This window comes from Luteithermobacter gelatinilyticus (assembly GCF_005849285.1).
GTDB lineage: Bacteria > Pseudomonadota > Alphaproteobacteria > Sphingomonadales > Emcibacteraceae > Luteithermobacter > Luteithermobacter gelatinilyticus.
Window position 1 is genome coordinate 1,730,786 of sequence record NZ_CP040517.1, and the last position, 16,814, is coordinate 1,747,599.

The window sequence follows — 16,814 nt, forward strand, 5'->3', positions numbered from 1 at the left end:
CCCTTGATGGATAGTGCTGCACAAGATAGCCCGCCTCGCCTCAGAAGGCAATCGGCAAAGCCACAGATATGGAAAAAGCCTTAGGACTTGCTTTTCATGGCATAAGTATGTTCAGGGCCGGGAAATTTTCGATTTTTGACTTCTTCGGCATAAGTCCGCACCGCTTCATCAATGGTTTTTCCGATTTCCGCATAGCGTTTAACAAATTTGGCATTGCTGGGAAACAGGCCAAGCATGTCTTCGGTGACCAGAATCTGACCATCACAATGTACGGAAGCCCCGATTCCGATCGTGGGGATATCTAACTCCTCGGTAATCTTGCGCGCTAGCGGTTCGGCAATCCCTTCCAGTACCACAGCGAAGGCGCCGGCTTCCTGAACGGCAAAGGCATCGTCCAGAATCGGCCCCCAGCTATCTTCTGTGCGGCCCTGGGTGACAAAACCGCCCATCACATTCACGGCCTGGGGTTTCAGACCAATATGGGCCATCACGGCAATCTTGCGTTCTGTCAGAAAATGAATGGTCTCGGCCATTTCCGCCCCGCCTTCCATTTTGATGGCGGAACAGCTGCTTTCCTGGACCGCACGGGCCGCATTGCGGAAAGCGATTTCCGGAGATTCCTCATAGGTCCCGAACGGCATGTCCAGGATCACCATGGCCTTGCGCGAGCCGCGCACCACGGCCTTGGTGTGCTCGATCATAATATCCAGGGGAAGTCCGGTGGTAGACTCAAAGCCATAAAGCACCATGTCCAGGGAATCCCCGACCAGCAGAAAATCTACATGGTCGTCCAACCAGTTGGCCATGGGAGCTGTATAGGCCGTTAATGACACAATAGGACGTTTGCCTTTCAGTTTCGCAATATCACGCACCGTGTTGCGGCGGACTTTGGCTTCTGCATACATGTCACACTCCTTGTCAACGTCCCATGTTTATACCGCCGGAAGCGCCGTTTGCCAATGGCAGCACAGTTTCAGCTTATCTTTGCCGGAAACCGGATCATTCCCCTTCGCCGCATTATTCCCACTCGATGGTGCCTGGCGGTTTGGAAGTGATGTCATAGACCACCCGGTTGATCCCGCGCACCTCGTTGATAATGCGGGTGGATACCCGGGAAAGGAAGTCATGATCAAAATGATAATAGTCCGCCGTCATGCCGTCTGTTGAAGTTACGGCCCGCAGCGCACAGACATAATCATAGGTCCGTTCATCGCCCATGACCCCCACGGTGCGCACTGGCAGAAGCACGGCAAAAGCCTGCCAAATGGCGTCATACAACCCGGCATTGTCAATTTCCTGAAGGTAGATGGCATCGGCTTTGCGCAAAATATCGCATTTTTCCCGGGTAATCTCTCCCGGAATACGAATGGCCAGCCCCGGCCCAGGGAATGGATGACGTTTGATAAACGCTTCCGGCAGGCCCAGTTCCCGCCCGAGGGCGCGAACTTCATCCTTGAACAGTTCCCGCAGAGGTTCCACCAGCGCCATATTCATACGTTCCGGCAAACCGCCCACATTGTGATGGGATTTAATGGTTACGCTCGGGCCACCAGTAAAAGACACGGATTCGATAACATCGGGATACAGCGTTCCCTGCGCCAGGAAATCCGCGCCACCAACTTTTTTCGCTTCTTCCTCGAAAACGTCAATGAACAGTCCACCGATGATTTTCCGTTTCTGTTCGGGATCCGTCACCCCGGCAAGCCGCCCCAGAAACAGATCACTGGCGTCTTTGTGCACCAACTGGATATTATAATGATCCCGGAACAGGCTGACCACCTGTTCTGCTTCATTGGCGCGCATCAGGCCATGATCCACAAACACACAGGTCAGCTGGTCTCCGATGGCCTCATGCAGCAATACCGCAACCACAGAAGAATCAACGCCGCCGGACAGGCCGCAAATCACGCGCCCCTTACCCACCTGATCGCGAATGGCCTGAATGGCGGTTTCTTTGAAGGACGCCATGGTCCAGTCCCCGCTGCAGCCACAGATCTGATGCACAAAATTGGCCAGCAGTTTCGCCCCGTCCGGAGTATGCACCACTTCCGGATGAAACTGCACGGCGTAGAATTTTCGCTGCTCATCAGCAATAGCGGCATAGGGGGCATTATCACTGGTGCCAATCACGGTAAACCCGTCAGGCAGCGCCACCACCCGGTCCCCGTGGCTCATCCAAACCTGATGACGCTCGCCTTTGTTCCAGACCCCCTCAAAAAGCTTGCTGTTTTCTGTCACATTCAGAAAAGCCCGACCAAATTCCCGTTCTTCGGCTTTTTCCACCTTACCCCCCAACTGGGCACACATGGTCTGTTCGCCGTAACAGATGCCAAGCACGGGCACCCCCATCTCAAATACCCGCTGCGGGGCGCGGGGGGTATCGGTACCAGTCACGCTGCTGGGTCCGCCGGAAAGAATAATTCCGGCCGGGTTAAAGTCATCAAGAATTTCGGCCGCCCGGTTAAACGGGACAATTTCCGAATATACACCACTTTCCCGGACCCGGCGCGCAATCAGCTGGGTCACCTGGGAACCAAAATCAATGATTAGAATCCGCTCTGTCATGGCCGGAAAATAGCCTGCACCCCGTCGCTTGTCCAGCCGAATTCGCAGGGAGAGGGCAATTTTACACAGCGGTTATGAAACTGTTTTTTTCTCCATGATGGCGACAAAAAAACCGTCCGTGCCATGACGGTGCGGCACCAGCAGAAGACAAGGCGCCATTAAGGAGAATGTCTCAGGGAACCGGCCCGGCGCCGTATCCCGATAATCCTTCAACACCGCCGTCTTGTGTCGCCGGAGAAACTGTTCAACCTGGTTTTCGTTTTCCTCTTCAAACAGGGAACAGGTCATATAGACAAGACGCCCGCCCTCTCGGACCAGGGGCCAGGCCTGATCCAGAATTTCCTGCTGAAGATGTACGTAAAACATCAGATCTTTTTCTTCCAGCCGCCATTTGGCTTCTGGATTGCGCCGCCAAGTGCCACTTCCGCTACAGGGCACGTCCACCAACACCCGATCCATTTTCCCCCGCACCGGGGCAAGCTGCTTCTGTCGTTCAGCCTCGGTTTGCGCCAGCCCCCTGCTTTGAAGGATATGTACGCCAGCACGTTTTGCCCGGGGTTTCAGATCAGCAAGCCGTGCCTTGCTGATATCAAAGGCGCAAATTTGTCCCCGATTTTGCATGACCGCTGCTGCCGCCAGACTTTTCCCACCGCCCCCGGCGCAAAAATCCACAACCTGCTGCCCGGGGACAAGGCCGCATAAGCTGACGGCGATCTGCGCGGCTTCGTCCTGAAATTCCACCAGGCCCTTTTTGTACAGATCAAGATCCCTGATCCGCGTATTGGTCGGCACAATCAGCGCCTGCGGTCCCCACTGGCCCGGCATGCCGTCAATATTGTGTTCTCTCAATATCGCACAGACGTTTTCCCGGTTGGTTTTCAGCGTGTTCACCCTAAGATTAAGCGGCGCCCGTTCATTAAGTGCTGACAGTGCCTCGTCCAGTTCCTCACCAAAACGACCCCTCAAACGGTTTTCCATCCATTCGGGGCAGCGACGTTCGGGAATCTTCAGATGATCCAGATAACATTGTTCCTCTGGCGTCAGCGGGGCCGGGCCGTGGGTGGCTCCTCCAAAATATGTGTCGATTTCCTCCCGTGCCGTGCCATTCGAAATCAAAAAGGCCAGAACCATCTTACGGGCGGAAAATTCCTCCATACTGGCGCGGAAAGATCCCCACCCCCGGATGATGTTATACAGCATGTCGGTAATCAACCGTCGATCCCTGCTGCCGGCATACCGGCGGGAGCGGAAATATTGCCTGACCAGCATATCTGCCGCAGGCCCCTTTTGTTCAAGGCTGTGATGAACCTCCTCAACAAGGTCAATCACCGCCTGAACTCTGGCATGATCCTGCATTGCGGACCTTATGAGGACGGATAATTGGGAGACTCTCGGGTGATGGTTACATCATGGACATGGCTTTCCCGGAGTCCGGCATTGGAAATTTTCACAAACTTGGCCCGTTCATGAAGGTCCTGAATGGTCGCACTGCCGGTATAGCCCATGGCAGCCCGAAGCCCGCCCACAAGTTGATGTAGCATGCCGGCGACCGGCCCTTTGAACGGCACCTGACCTTCAATGCCTTCCGGCACCAGTTTCAGCGTGTCCTTGACTTCCTGCTGGAAATAACGATCCGCAGAACCGCGTGCCATGGCGCCCAGGGATCCCATGCCCCGATAGGCCTTGTAAGACCGTCCCTGATACAGGAAAACTTCGCCCGGGGATTCTTCGGTCCCCGCCAGCAGGGAGCCGATCATTACCGTACTCGCCCCGGCAGCAATGGCCTTGGCGATATCACCGGATGTTTTGATCCCCCCATCGGCTATGATGGAAACTCCTGAATTCCGGGCAGCTTCAACCGCATCCATAATGGCGGTCAGCTGCGGCACGCCAATGCCTGCCACAATCCGGGTGGTGCAGATGGATCCCGGGCCAATCCCCACCTTGACCGCATCCGCACCGGCGTCGATCAGAGCCTTGGTCGCATCGCCCGTGGCCACATTACCGCCCACCACCTGTACATCGCTGTATTCTTTTTTGAGTCTTTCGATAATGACGCGAATATCCTTGTTATGGCCGTGGGCGGTATCCACCACAAGAAGATCAACACCGGCATCTATGAGCGCCTCAGCCCGGGCAAAACCATCCTTGCCTACGGAAGTTGCAGCCCCGACCCGAAGACGGCCGCCCTCATCTTTACAGGCATTGGGATGCTGACGGGCTTTTTCAATATCTTTAACCGTAATCAGGCCAATACATTTATATTCGTCGTCCACCACCAGAAGTTTTTCGATCCGATGCTTATGAAGCAGCATCTTGGCTTCTTCCATCTTGACGCCGGCCTTGACGGTCACCAGGTTCTCGCGGGTCATGATCTCACTGACTGGCTGCGACATGTTACTGGCAAAACGGACATCCCGGTTGGTAATGATGCCCACCAGCTTGCCAGTGGCTTTTTCCACAACGGGAATGCCGGAAATCTTATGATCGGTCATCAGCTGCAACGTGTCCGCCAGCGTATTATCCGGATTAATGGTAATCGGATTGACCACCATGCCGGATTCAAATTTTTTGACAATACGGACCTGGTTGACCTGCTCTTCGATAGAAAAATTTTTGTGGATCACCCCGATTCCACCGGCCTGCGCCATGGCAATCGCCATGGGGGCCTCTGTCACCGTGTCCATCGCCGCAGATATAAGGGGAATGTTCAGTTTGATTTTTCGCGTCAGCTCGGTCTGCACATTCACCTGCGCAGGCAGAATCTCCGACGCCTGCGGCACCAGAAGAACATCATCAAATGTGAGTGCTTCACGGATATCCATGTTTGTGTCCTTATCCATAACGGCGATGAGTATAGCTGAATTCCGCTCCTGCTGCAGGGAAAACCACACCCGCAGAAGGAAAGTAAGGGGTGATAGCAGGATTTCGTCAAAAGGTCAAAAAAAGAATCCTGTTCCGTTCCGGAAGCACTTTGTCGTCAGATCACGGTATTTTTTATCTTTACTGACGCTATAGACCAGGCTTTTTCAATATGGCTAAACTTCATGGAGTCCGCTTTTTCTGAACCCCTGTGCCACCACATAGGTTTCCGGCGATTCAGGCCGGCTGGCCGGCGGTTTGTAATGGCGGACACTGCGGAAATTTCCCTTCATCAGCTCCAGAAGTTCATGATCCGTCCCGCCCCGGAAAACTTTTGCCACAAACGCCCCGCCTTCGCTAAGCACATCCCGGGCAAAAAAATACGCTGCTTCTACCAATGCAATGGTGCGCAAATGATCGGTCTGCGGATGGCCAATAGTAGACGCCGCCATATCACTAAGCACCAGATCTGCATCCCCGTCAATCAGCTTTTTCAATGCCTTATCGGCACCGTCCGCCATAAAATCCATCTCCAGGATGGTCGCGCCGGCAATGGGATCCACCGGCAGCAGATCAATCCCAACAAGCCTGACATCTTTCGGGCAGCGTTGTGACGCCACCTGGGTCCAGCCGCCAGGCGCCGCCCCCAGATCCACCACCGTATGGGCGTCTTTCAGAAAATGGTATTTTTCATCCAGTTCAATCAGTTTATAAGCCGCGCGGGAACGGTACCCGTCCCGTTGAGCCGCCGCCACATAAGGGTCATTCAATTGCCGCTCCAACCATCGGGTGGAGGACAACCGACGGCCTTTCGCCGTCTTGACTCGGTGTTTTCTCCCCCGGGTAATGCCGGCTGCGTGAGTCATACGGGGTTTGCCGGTGCGGGTGAGTTTTGGTTTTTTGATCATCGCACGGCCTCTTTGCGGGTCTGATTCATGTCTGTCGCAACGGCCGGTTTCCGAGACGGTTCCGTGGTTCTGGAGCGTTTTCTCCGGGACCGCTTGCGAAAATATTTTTTGCGCTGCGGCGGCTGGTGAGCGGCCATGAGATCCAGCAGAACCCCTTCACGGATCCCCCGGTCGGCCACACGGATCTGATCAATGGGCCACAAAGCCATAATGGCTTCGAGAATAGCGCACCCCGCCACCACCAATTCCGCCCGGTCATGGCCAATGCCCCCGCGCGAGGCCCGCTGTTCATAGGTCATGCGCGACAGTTCCATGCAGAGTTCCTGCATATGTGTACTCATCACCCGGGTGCCGTCCACCTGATTGCGATCATATTTTTCAAGATCAAGATGCATGCTGGTCAGGGTCGTAACCGTACCGGAAGTTCCCAGAAGCTGCACTTCGCCCCGATCCACATGCGCGCGCATATTATATTTGTCTTCAAAGGATTTCAGCGCGGTGATCACCAGATTTTTCATTTCCAGATAATCCTGCGCCGGAATGACGTCATGGGTGCCATAACGTTCCGACAGATTGACCACGCCATAGGGAACTGAAGTCCAGCCGATAATCTCCGGCTGGCGGTTTTTCTTGATTTTCAGCCAGATCAGTTCGGTGCTGCCACCGCCAATATCAAACACGATCGCATAAGAATAGCGGGTATCCAGCAGCGCCTTGCAGCCCAAAACCGCTAAACGCGCCTCTTCTTCCGGATCAATAATGTCCAGCTTGATACGCACTTCTTTTTCCACCCGCTCTACAAATTCGGCACAATTACGGGCTTCCCGGCAAGCCTGGGTCGCCACATTGCGCATATAGGCCACCTGCCGTCGCTGCATCTTGTTGACACAGATCTGCAGTGCCTCAATAGTGCGATCAATGGCGGCATCCGACAAAACGCCGTTGCGGCTTAACCCTTCGCCCAGCCGGACAATGCGGGAAAAAGCGTCCACCACCTTGAACCCATTTGCCGTCGGGTGCGCCACCAGCAAACGACAGTTATTGGTGCCAAGATCAATGGCGCCGTAAGCTGGTCCGTTCACCTGTTGTCGCATATAGCGGTTTTTGGGCCTTTTTTTGCTCCACTTTTTTCCCGAACTGACATCAGAGTGCTGTGTTTTACCGTCCTTATTCTGATTATTCATGTTCGCCTGGGGGGTTAATCCCCATAATAACCTTATTCAACATATCCACAGCCCTTTATATAATGTGCCTGATCCAACCTTCATAGAAAAAACAGCAAAAATTATTCCCCCGGAAACGAAAATTATTACTGGACCTTGGAAAAAAAATCATTATATAAGGGCTCATCAAATCCAATAGCCGTTCGCAACGGCCCCCTGATCCGGGGTAGTTTAATGGTAGAACTATGGACTCTGACTCCATCAGTACTGGTTCGAATCCAGTCCCCGGATCCATCTTTTCTTCGCCCAGAGCTTCCCCAGAGTTTCCAAAGCATTTCCTGCGAATTAATATTAGCCCTTTGCGATCAACTTCTGTAAAAGGATAAAGAATAAACCGAACACGTTTGGGCCGGGCATGTTTGTACTCATAGATAATTACGACAGTTTTACCTATAACCTTTATCACTATCTGGGCGAACTTGGGGTAGATGTCGAGGTATGGCGTAATGATGCCATCAGCGCCGAAGACGTTCTGGCCCTTCATCCGGAAGGGGTCATTCTTTCTCCCGGCCCCTGCACTCCCAATGAAGCGGGAATTTGCCTCGACCTTCTGAAAAAGGCGGCTGGTCGCCTGCCCCTTTTCGGGGTTTGTCTCGGACACCAGGCCATCGGCCAGGCTTACGGGGGCAAGGTTGTTCGCGCGCCTTATCTGATGCATGGCAAGGTGAGCGACGTCAAGCATCACGGCACTTCCGTGTTCAAGAAACTGGACAGTCCGTTTCGCGCAACCCGGTACCATTCCCTGATTGTGGATCGGGACAGCCTTCCGGATTGCCTCCAAGTCACAGCGGAAACCGAGGATGGCCTGATTATGGGCCTGTGCCATAAAACTCATCCGGTTCACGGCGTCCAGTTCCATCCGGAAAGCATCGAAAGTCAGTACGGGCATGAATTGCTGAAAAATTTTATTGACTTGGCTCGTGCCTTTACTGTCGCACAGGGATCCACTGATACGGAACAGGCCTCATGACATTCGATTTCAAAGCCATACTCGATAAGATTGCCCGGGGGCAAAGCCTCAGCCGGGAAGAATCGCGCCAGAGTTTTGAATTCATGATGAGTGGTGACGCCAGCGGCCCGCAGATCGGCGCCTTTCTCATGGGCCTCAGAGTACGCGGGGAAACCGTGGAGGAAATCACCGGCGCGGCGGAGGTTATGCGCGCCAAAGCCCGAACCATTCAGGCCCCCGAAGGAGCGGTGGACACCTGCGGTACCGGCGGTGACGGGGCCAGCACCTATAACATTTCCACCGCCGCCGCCATTATCCTGGCGGCCTGTGGCGTGCCCGTGGCCAAACACGGCAACCGGGCCATGTCCTCCAAATCCGGTTCCGCTGACGTGCTGGAAACCCTGGGGGTCAATATCGAGGCCGATCTTGAGGTTGTTGAAAACTGTCTGCGGCATCTTGGCATTGGTTTCCTGATGGCCACCCGACATCACAGCGCCATGCGACATGTGGGCCCGGCCCGGGCCATGCTTGGCACCCGGACCATTTTTAATCTGCTTGGCCCCCTGGCCAATCCCGCTGGCGCTAAAAGACAGGTCATCGGCGTGTTTGATAAAAAATGGCTGCGCCCCATGGCCGAGGTTCTGGGCCAACTCGGGTCCGAACATGTCTGGGTGGTTCATGGCGCTGATGGTCTTGATGAACTCAGCATTTCCGGCCCCTCTTATGTGGTCGAATACCATAACGGCACCCTGAATGAATTTCAGATATTACCTGAAGATGCGGGCCTAACCAATTGCAAAATTGAAGATATCCGCGGCGGTGATGCCACCTATAATGCCGCCGCTTTGCGTCGGCTTCTGGATGGAGAAAAAACGGCTTACCGGGACATTGTGCTGCTGAACTCAGCAGCGGCTTTGCTTGTGGCGGGCAAGGCAGACAGTCTGAAACAGGGCGTCGTGATGGCTGCGGACACCATTGATAATGGCGGCGCGCGTCATAAACTGGAACAATGGATCAAAATGTCTAACCAATAATACGGCCTTTACGAATAACACACCATGACAACCATACTTGACAAAATTGCTGCCGACAAACGTGCCCATGTAGAAAACTGCAAACGACACCGTTCTCTGGCAGAACTGGAAATCCGAGCCCGAGAAGGCGCTCCGCCACGGGGGTTTTACCATCGCCTTCTTAAAGCACGGGAGGAAGGGCGTTTCGGCCTGATCTGCGAAATCAAGAAAGCCAGCCCCAGCAAAGGACTGATCCGTCCTGATTTTGTCCCAGCGGACCTGGCCTGTGCCTATGAAGCCGGAGGGGCAAGCTGTCTGTCCGTTCTGACGGACGTCCCCTATTTTCAGGGGGCCGACGACTATCTTATAGCCGCGCGGGAAGCGGTCTCCCTGCCCGTTTTGCGCAAGGACTTCATGATTGACCCCTATCAGGTGGTTGAAGCCCGGGCCATTGGCGCGGATTGCATTTTGCTGATCATGGCCATGCTGGAGGATAGTCAGGCGGCGGAACTGGAACAGGTCGCCCGGGAGCTGGGTCTGGATGTTTTGATCGAAGTACATGATGAACAGGAGCTGGAACGGGCTCACAGGCTCAACAGCCCCCTCTTGGGCATAAACAACCGTGATCTTAAAACTTTTGAGGTGACACTGGAAACCACCATTCGCCTGGCCAACCGTGTGGAAAAAAACCGGCTTCTGGTCAGCGAAAGTGGAATTTTCACCCCTCAGGACCTTGAAATGCTGCGGCAGGAAGCCGGGGTGAACACATTCCTGATCGGTGAATCCCTGATGCGTCAGAATGACGTCGCCCAAGCCACCCGGGATCTATTGGGAGAAAACTGATGTCCAAACTCAGCCATATTGACAAGGATGGCGCCGCGCGCATGGTTGACATCTCCCGTAAAAAGGAAACCCATCGCAAGGCGGTGGCGCAGGGGGTGATTTATATGGCGCCAGAAACCCTGGCGCTGCTTGAGGATGGTGGCCTGCCCAAAGGGGACGTTTTGCCTGTTGCCCGACTGGCGGGGATCATGGCGGCCAAAAAAACCGCCGACCTTATCCCCCTGTGTCATCCCCTGTCCTTGCAAAATGCCGAGGTGACGTTCCGCTTTCTTCCCGAAAAAAACGGGATCGAGATCACCGCGACGGCGACCTTGTTCGGGCGCACCGGCATCGAAATGGAGGCATTGACAGCAGTTTCCCTGTCCGCGCTGACCATTTATGATATGTGCAAGGCAGTGGACAAAACCATGCGCATTGGCGACATCCGTCTGATACACAAATCTGGCGGCAAATCCGGCACTTTTGATGCGAAATAGGGGGCTCTCATGACGCTTCTTCCCGTATCCGATGCCTTGGAAAGGCTGTTAAGGGCCTTTACGCCAGTTTGTCCGGAAACTGTCCCCTTGCGTCAGGCCCATGGCCGCATCGCCGCAGAAGACATCAAGTCCCGGCTCACCCAGCCGCCGTTTGACGCATCCGCCATGGACGGTTATGCGGTTCGTCATGCCGATCTGGCCGACGGTCCGGCAACCCTCAAGCTGATTGGTGAAGCACCGGCGGGCAGCGTTTTTTCGGGTACGATCGGGCCAGGAGAAGCCGTGCGTATTTTTACCGGCGGCGTCATGCCCAAAGGGGCGGACACCGTGATTATTCAGGAAAATACTGAAAAGCCCGCAGAAGATATGGTGCGCATCCTGGAAAGTGCCCCTCGGGGGAAAAATATCCGCCGCGCCGGCGGGGATTTCAGAAACGGAGACATCCTTGTAGAAAAAGGCACCCGCCTCACCTCCCGCCATATCGGCCTGCTGGCGGCTGCCAATGTGGCCACGCTACCGGTGAGCCGCATCCCCCGTGTGGCCTTGCTTTCCACAGGAGACGAACTGGTCGAGGTCGGCGGAACTGTAACAGCAGGCCAGATCGTCAACTCCAATGCCGTGATGCTGAGCACCTTGCTCGAACATCAGGGGGCCGAGGTTCTGGAACTGGGGATTGCCCGTGATAATGAAAGCTCTTTACGGATTATGGCTGAACAGGTCAGGGATGTGGACCTGTTTGTGACCATTGGCGGGGCCTCTGTCGGCGATCATGACCTGGTACAAAAGGTCCTGGGAACACAGGGGCTTGAAGTAGATTTCTGGAAAATTGCCATGCGTCCGGGCAAACCGCTGATTTTCGGTCATTACCGGGATATCCCCATGTTGGGGCTGCCCGGTAACCCGGCCTCGGCCTATGTCTGTGCATTGGTCTTTTTGCTCCCGGCCCTGCATCGCCTCCAGGGGCGTCGGTCAAGTGGCGCGCAAAAGGTGATGGTCAGCCTATCCTGTGCCTTGCCCGCCAATGGCCCCCGGCAACATTACTTGCGGGCCCGCATTGACTCCGATGCGCAAGGTCGGCTTGTGGCGGACCTTGCCGGCGCTCAGGACAGCGGCTGGCTTAGCCCTCTGGCCCGCTCCAATGGCCTTCTGATTCGCCCGCCCCAGGCCCCGGCTGCCGCCCAAGACGCCCTGATCCCGGCGCTGATGTTGCCTGAGTGAGGTCTGAAAAAGATTCAGTTTTGTGCTTTTGCTTGACATAAGACCAAAAACAGAACATAAAAGAACAAAAGAGAACCACACAGGAGGCAGAGATGCTGACCAAAAAGCAGCGGGATCTTTTGTTATTTATTCATGAGCGCTTGCAGAACACCGGTGTCGCCCCGTCTTTTGATGAAATGAAAGATGCCCTTGAGCTGAAATCCAAATCCGGCATTCACCGCCTGATTAATGCCCTGGAGGAACGGGGCTTTATCCGTCGCCTGCCCCACAAGGCGCGCGCCCTTGAAATTCTGCGGCTGCCGGATCAGGAAATTCCCGTCCCGACCGCCTCCGGGCAGAATGTGTTCCGTCCCGATTTTTCCGCCAAAACACCACCGCAGGCCCCGTCAACTGTGGAAATCCCTCTGCATGGACGTATTGCCGCAGGCACACCGATTGAGGCGCTGGAACAGTATGAAAATATTGAAATTCCCGCCAGCATGATCGGCGGCGGAAGCCATTATGCCCTGGAAATTGATGGCGATTCCATGGTGGAGGCTGGCATATTGGACGGGGATACCGTGATTATCAAACGTTGTGACACGGCCGATAACGGGGCCATTGTCGTAGCCCTTGTGGATGAGCAGGAAGCCACCCTCAAAACCCTTTACAAAAAAGGTCCTGATGTGGCACTGGAACCGGCAAACCGAGATTATGAAACCCAGGTATATCCTGCAAACCGGGTCCGGATTCAGGGGCGCCTGGTGGGACTATTGCGCAAATACTGACGTCCGCTGTCCCCGGAAGAACGAAGCCCTTTCAAGACACGAGCCGGGAGGGTGGCGTTTAGAGTGAATCTTATCACAATTCATTTTAGCGGAGATATCGTCCACGGACGCTGTCCCCGCTCGCCAACAACAGTTTTTACAACAACGGCGCCCTGCTTGTGTTCAGGCAGCCACAGGGCATGACCGCCTTTTTCATAAAAATCCCACCTATCAAGCACCAGACGAGCCCGCGGGCATACTGTTTTCACCGCCACCAGGCTGATAACAATGTCTGCCCGCAAGCAATCCTCCCTCAGAGCCAGTTCATCCCGTACCAAAGCGATCAGAAAACCATTCTCCCTGCCTTCTTGACCTTTATCCGGGCGGAATAGGCAACTCAGCGCATCACAGCTGATTTCCGGGGTTGCCGTCCCCCCGATCCCGGCATAATCCCACTTTTCTGCGCTCTCCTGCCCATAATACCGAGCCCAGCTTTCCCGGGTAATACGACTGCCCTGTAGGGTGGACAGTTTGATACCGCCTTCTGCCGTCACGACGCCAATCATGCGGCCTTTATTGTCAACTAGGATGTCAGGCGGGTGTTGCAGGAATGCCATACTCACCCCCGCGGCAACCAATACTCCCCCGAGAAGCCGCAACCGACTTTGCCACAAGGCCAGCCACAATCCCCCCAGAACCATCAGCACCAGCGCGGCAAGACCGATATCAGGCAACAGGCTGACGGCAAAGGGATGCTGTGCCACCCAGCCTGCCACAAAAATAATCAACTCCAACCCCAACGACATGGGATAAAGCGCCAAAGCCTCCAGCCCCACGGGCATTAACATCAAACATATCACGATCCAGGGCATGACCCATATTGCCATCACCGGCATGGCGATCAGATTAGCCAACAACCCCAGATGCACAATCTTGTTAAAATGATACAAGGCCACCGGACCAATCGCCAGTTCGGCCACAAAAGTGGTGAGTATGACCGTCAGCAGATAAAACCCACTCCGCCAGAGCCAGCCCCGGTTCTTTTGTGCCATTTTCCGGCCGAGCGCCCCGCCCCATCGTTCATATACCGCCACCAACGCCGTCACAGCGGCAAATGACATCTGAAAACTTACCGACAGCAACGCTTCTGGCGTCATTGCCAGAATGAGACTGGCAGCCAGCGCCACAAGCCGGAGGGAAATTGCGCGTCGGTCGGTGAGAATGCCAAGAAAAACGATCGTAACCATGATAAAGGCACGTATGGTGGGAATGGAGCCGCCGCTAATCAACAGATAAATCCCCCCGCCCCCAAGCGCCAAGCAAGCCGCCCATTTCCGGATCGGATATCTGAGTGCCACCCAGGGAATACAGGCCAGGAGCAGGCGGGCAAGATAAAATATCGACCCCGTAAATAATCCCATATGCAACCCCGAAATGGCCAGAAGATGGGCCAGGCCCGCATCCCGCATATGTTCCGCTACCGGTTCCGGGATACCGCTGCGGTTTCCTGTGATCAGGGCTGTCGCCAGGCCGCCACTCTCTCCGTCCAACCGGGACAGCACCCGCTGGGCCAGAATATGCCTGATCCGCTCCAGATCAGTAAAATGTGGCGGTGGCCGAGACAGGCGCTCAATCCTTCCCATCCCATAACCCACAGCACCGATGCGCTTGAACCAGAGTTGACGCCCAAAATCAAATTCCCCCGGAATATTCGGAGCCGGCGGTGGCATCACCACAGCGTTCAGCCGGATATGATCACCGGGCAGAATCCCCCCTTCAGGGAGAATATCGGAATCATTTCCCCTGATCACCAGACGTACCCGCAGGGTTTTCCCGGCGCTTTCCGGGTGCAAGGCCGTCGGCAGCGCCACTCCATCCAGCACAATTCGGATGACACCGCCTGTTGTCCTGTCCACCGTGTTGAGTATGCCTTCCAGCAATAGCGGACGGCTTTTTTGTATCACTGTAGGGGTAGCAAGAAGTGCGGTCCGCAAGAGGGCCAGTTGAAACCCCACAACGCCAAATAACACTGCCCAGAGGATACAGGAGACCCAGAAATACCGCCGCCGGGCCCACAGGGCCGCCACAAGCAGTGGTCCCAGGATAATCAGCCCCCCAAAAGGCTGAGGTTCCTTGTCGAGCGAAAAATACAGGCCAATGCCAGCGGCCAGGCATACGGGTCCCCAGAGAAATACCCTTGGCCGTTCGCGCTCCAGTATGCCCTCGAAGAAGCCGGGAACTGTAATTTTTCTCCCCCCCAATCGGCCAAAAAAGACCCTAAATAACAAATAGTTTTAATTTTTTAACACATCGGGCTTCCTTTTTCCGATATAATTATGCTAGAAATCTGCCAAACCTGTTGGATGTGGTGAGTATATAGACAATACCTCCTATCATACGTATCTCCACACACCATGAAATTCAGAGAGTAAATGATCGGGGTTATATGGTAACTCAGAACAAAAAAGTTGTGACCCGTTTTGCGCCTTCGCCGACCGGTTTTCTGCATATCGGAGGCGCCCGGACCGCCTTGTTTAACTGGCTGTTTGCCAAACATCACAATGGCAAGTTTCTGCTGAGAATCGAAGATACCGACCGCAAGCGCTCAACCCAAGAAGCCATCGACGCCATTTTCGATGGCATGTCTTGGCTGGGGCTGCATCACGACGGCGACGTGGTCTATCAGTATGCCAACCGTGAACGGCATGTGGAAGTCGCTCAGAAGTTACTGGCCGAAGGCAAAGCGTATTATTGTTATTGTTCTGCAGAAGAGCTGGAAGAAATGCGGGCCAAGGCCCGCGCCGAAGGACGCCCCATCAAATATGACGGCCGCTGGCGCGACCGGGATCCGTCCGAAGCTCCCAAAGGTGTTGCCCCGGTGGTGCGCTTTAAGGCCCCGCAAACCGGCGAGCAGGTCATTCACGATCACGTCCAGGGCAAGGTGACGGTCGCCAATGAGCAGCTTGATGATATGATCCTGTTGCGGGCGGACGGTTCCCCCACCTATATGCTCTCAGTTGTCGTGGATGATCATGATATGGGTGTGACCCATGTGATCCGAGGTGATGACCACCTGACCAATGCGTTCCGGCAGGCACAGTTGATCCGGGCACTGGGCTGGGACCTGCCAGAATACGCCCATATCCCCCTGATCCATGGCACGGACGGCGCCAAACTGTCCAAACGGCACGGCGCTCTCGGGGTGGACGCCTATCGCGATATGGGCTTCTTGCCCAGCGCGCTGAAAAATTACCTGCTGCGGCTGGGTTGGGCCCATGGGGATGATGAAATCATTTCCGAAGCCCAGGCCATCGAATGGTTTGGCCTGGAAGGAATTGGCAAGTCCCCTGCCCGTTTTGATTTCGCCAAATTGGAAAACCTGAACGGGTATTATATTCGCGAGGTGGAAAGCAACGACACACTTGTGACATTGATCCGCGAACCTGTGGAAAAACAAATTAACCGGGCGCTCACGGAACAGGAAATCGCCCTTCTAGTGAATGCTATGGATGAATTCAAGCCACGGGCCAAGACCCTCAATGATCTGGCAGAAAGCACGGTGTTTCTGTTTGCAAGCCGCCCCCTCGCGCTGAATGACAAAGCGAAAAAATTACTGAATGACGCGGCCCGCCACATGCTGGGCAAACTGTTGCCCCGGCTGGAACAGGTGGAAAACTGGAAAGTACCGGCACTGGAAAACGAAATCAAATCCTTTGCCGAAAATGAAGAATTAAAACTGGGCAAAATTGCCCAACCCTTAAGAGCTGCCCTTACGGGCAGCAATATGTCGCCTGGTATATTTGATGTTCTCGTATGGCTCGGCAAACAGGAAAGCCTGGAGCGAATCAAGGATCAGGCGCAATGACCGTCTCTCAGGGACGGTATCGGGAAAAGATTGTCGACATATAGGTCAGCCTGTAATGGGCCCTTCATATATGTTGGCTAATCATAACGACGCGGAAAATGGCCTGACATCAGGGTCCGTAGACTGCATAACAGACTGAAGGAAAG

At 54.7% G+C, this 16,814-nt stretch carries 14 protein-coding genes and 1 tRNA gene; 8 read left to right on the forward strand and 7 right to left on the reverse strand.

The genetic code is table 11. The features are described from left to right. Positions 1-80 precede the first annotated feature (80 nt). From panB to FE788_RS07850, 6 genes are all read right to left on the reverse strand, one after another. Positions 81-905 carry a 3-methyl-2-oxobutanoate hydroxymethyltransferase gene (gene panB / locus FE788_RS07825; RefSeq protein WP_138380109.1) on the reverse strand — a complete coding sequence of 275 codons (825 nt, stop codon included), beginning with the start codon at positions 903-905 and terminating at the stop codon, positions 81-83. Between the two features lie 112 nt (positions 906-1,017). Next, a complete protein-coding gene (gene guaA / locus FE788_RS07830; RefSeq protein ID WP_138380110.1) occupies positions 1,018-2,565 on the reverse strand; it encodes a glutamine-hydrolyzing GMP synthase in 1,548 nt (515 codons plus the stop codon). 72 nt (positions 2,566-2,637) lie between these two features. After that, entirely contained in the window at positions 2,638-3,921 is a 1,284-nt protein-coding gene (locus FE788_RS07835) for an RsmB/NOP family class I SAM-dependent RNA methyltransferase (protein ID WP_138380111.1), read from the reverse strand. An 8-nt stretch (positions 3,922-3,929) separates the two neighbouring features. Next, complete coding sequence (gene guaB / locus FE788_RS07840) at positions 3,930-5,390, reverse strand: IMP dehydrogenase (protein WP_210413819.1); 1,461 nt, start codon at positions 5,388-5,390, stop codon at positions 3,930-3,932. Between the two features lie 213 nt (positions 5,391-5,603). Continuing rightward, positions 5,604-6,293: an SAM-dependent methyltransferase gene (locus FE788_RS07845; RefSeq protein WP_138381333.1), complete on the reverse strand. Its 690-nt coding sequence runs from the start codon at positions 6,291-6,293 to the stop codon at positions 5,604-5,606. Between the two features lie 38 nt (positions 6,294-6,331). Continuing rightward, entirely contained in the window at positions 6,332-7,429 is a 1,098-nt protein-coding gene (locus FE788_RS07850) for a Ppx/GppA phosphatase family protein (RefSeq protein WP_138380113.1), read from the reverse strand. Positions 7,430-7,718: 289 nt separating this feature from the next. On the opposite strand from FE788_RS07850, the gene FE788_RS07855 reads away from it, so the two are divergent. From FE788_RS07855 to lexA, 7 genes are all read left to right on the forward strand, one after another. Continuing rightward, positions 7,719-7,792, forward strand: a tRNA-Gln gene (locus FE788_RS07855). A 121-nt stretch (positions 7,793-7,913) separates the two neighbouring features. Continuing rightward, positions 7,914-8,528, forward strand: coding sequence for an anthranilate synthase component II (locus FE788_RS07860; protein WP_138380114.1), 615 nt, complete (start codon positions 7,914-7,916; stop codon positions 8,526-8,528). Continuing rightward, on the forward strand, positions 8,525-9,541 hold the full coding sequence (gene trpD, locus FE788_RS07865; RefSeq protein WP_138380115.1) for an anthranilate phosphoribosyltransferase: 1,017 nt from the start codon (positions 8,525-8,527) through the stop codon (positions 9,539-9,541). Before FE788_RS07860 ends, trpD begins: the two co-directional genes overlap by 4 nt. A gap of 24 nt (positions 9,542-9,565) precedes the next feature. Continuing rightward, the gene (trpC, locus tag FE788_RS07870; protein ID WP_138380116.1) at positions 9,566-10,363 is read left to right on the forward strand and encodes an indole-3-glycerol phosphate synthase TrpC; all 798 of its coding nucleotides are present in this window, start codon (positions 9,566-9,568) and stop codon (positions 10,361-10,363) included. Next, positions 10,363-10,839, forward strand: coding sequence for a cyclic pyranopterin monophosphate synthase MoaC (gene moaC / locus FE788_RS07875; RefSeq protein WP_138380117.1), 477 nt, complete (start codon positions 10,363-10,365; stop codon positions 10,837-10,839). Before trpC ends, moaC begins: the two co-directional genes overlap by 1 nt. 9 nt (positions 10,840-10,848) lie before the next feature. Beyond that, positions 10,849-12,057, forward strand: coding sequence for a molybdopterin molybdotransferase MoeA (locus tag FE788_RS07880; RefSeq protein WP_138380118.1), 1,209 nt, complete (start codon positions 10,849-10,851; stop codon positions 12,055-12,057). A 92-nt stretch (positions 12,058-12,149) separates the two neighbouring features. Next, positions 12,150-12,824 carry a transcriptional repressor LexA gene (lexA, locus tag FE788_RS07885; RefSeq protein ID WP_138380119.1) on the forward strand — a complete coding sequence of 225 codons (675 nt, stop codon included), beginning with the start codon at positions 12,150-12,152 and terminating at the stop codon, positions 12,822-12,824. 80 nt (positions 12,825-12,904) lie between these two features. Here lexA and FE788_RS07890 read toward each other — a convergent pair whose 3' ends face one another. Next, entirely contained in the window at positions 12,905-15,064 is a 2,160-nt protein-coding gene (locus FE788_RS07890) for a ComEC/Rec2 family competence protein (protein ID WP_168190328.1), read from the reverse strand. Between the two features lie 185 nt (positions 15,065-15,249). Between FE788_RS07890 and gltX the strand changes: the two genes are divergently transcribed. Beyond that, positions 15,250-16,668 carry a glutamate--tRNA ligase gene (gene gltX, locus FE788_RS07895; protein WP_138380121.1) on the forward strand — a complete coding sequence of 473 codons (1,419 nt, stop codon included), beginning with the start codon at positions 15,250-15,252 and terminating at the stop codon, positions 16,666-16,668. The last annotated feature ends 146 nt before the right edge of the window (positions 16,669-16,814 follow it).

Coding starts and splice junctions, on each gene's coding strand:
- FE788_RS07835 (WP_138380111.1), bottom strand. CDS start 3,921: ATGCAGGATCATGCCAGAGTTCAGGCGGTGATTGACCTTGTTGAGGAG.
- FE788_RS07845 (WP_138381333.1), bottom strand. CDS start 6,293: ATGACTCACGCAGCCGGCATTACCCGGGGGAGAAAACACCGAGTCAAG.
- guaA (WP_138380110.1), bottom strand. CDS start 2,565: ATGACAGAGCGGATTCTAATCATTGATTTTGGTTCCCAGGTGACCCAG.
- FE788_RS07880 (WP_138380118.1), top strand. CDS start 10,849: ATGACGCTTCTTCCCGTATCCGATGCCTTGGAAAGGCTGTTAAGGGCC.
- trpC (WP_138380116.1), top strand. CDS start 9,566: ATGACAACCATACTTGACAAAATTGCTGCCGACAAACGTGCCCATGTA.
- FE788_RS07860 (WP_138380114.1), top strand. CDS start 7,914: ATGTTTGTACTCATAGATAATTACGACAGTTTTACCTATAACCTTTAT.
- guaB (WP_210413819.1), bottom strand. CDS start 5,390: ATGGATATCCGTGAAGCACTCACATTTGATGATGTTCTTCTGGTGCCG.
- trpD (WP_138380115.1), top strand. CDS start 8,525: ATGACATTCGATTTCAAAGCCATACTCGATAAGATTGCCCGGGGGCAA.
- panB (WP_138380109.1), bottom strand. CDS start 905: ATGTATGCAGAAGCCAAAGTCCGCCGCAACACGGTGCGTGATATTGCG.
- lexA (WP_138380119.1), top strand. CDS start 12,150: ATGCTGACCAAAAAGCAGCGGGATCTTTTGTTATTTATTCATGAGCGC.
- moaC (WP_138380117.1), top strand. CDS start 10,363: ATGTCCAAACTCAGCCATATTGACAAGGATGGCGCCGCGCGCATGGTT.
- FE788_RS07850 (WP_138380113.1), bottom strand. CDS start 7,429: ATGCGACAACAGGTGAACGGACCAGCTTACGGCGCCATTGATCTTGGC.
- gltX (WP_138380121.1), top strand. CDS start 15,250: ATGGTAACTCAGAACAAAAAAGTTGTGACCCGTTTTGCGCCTTCGCCG.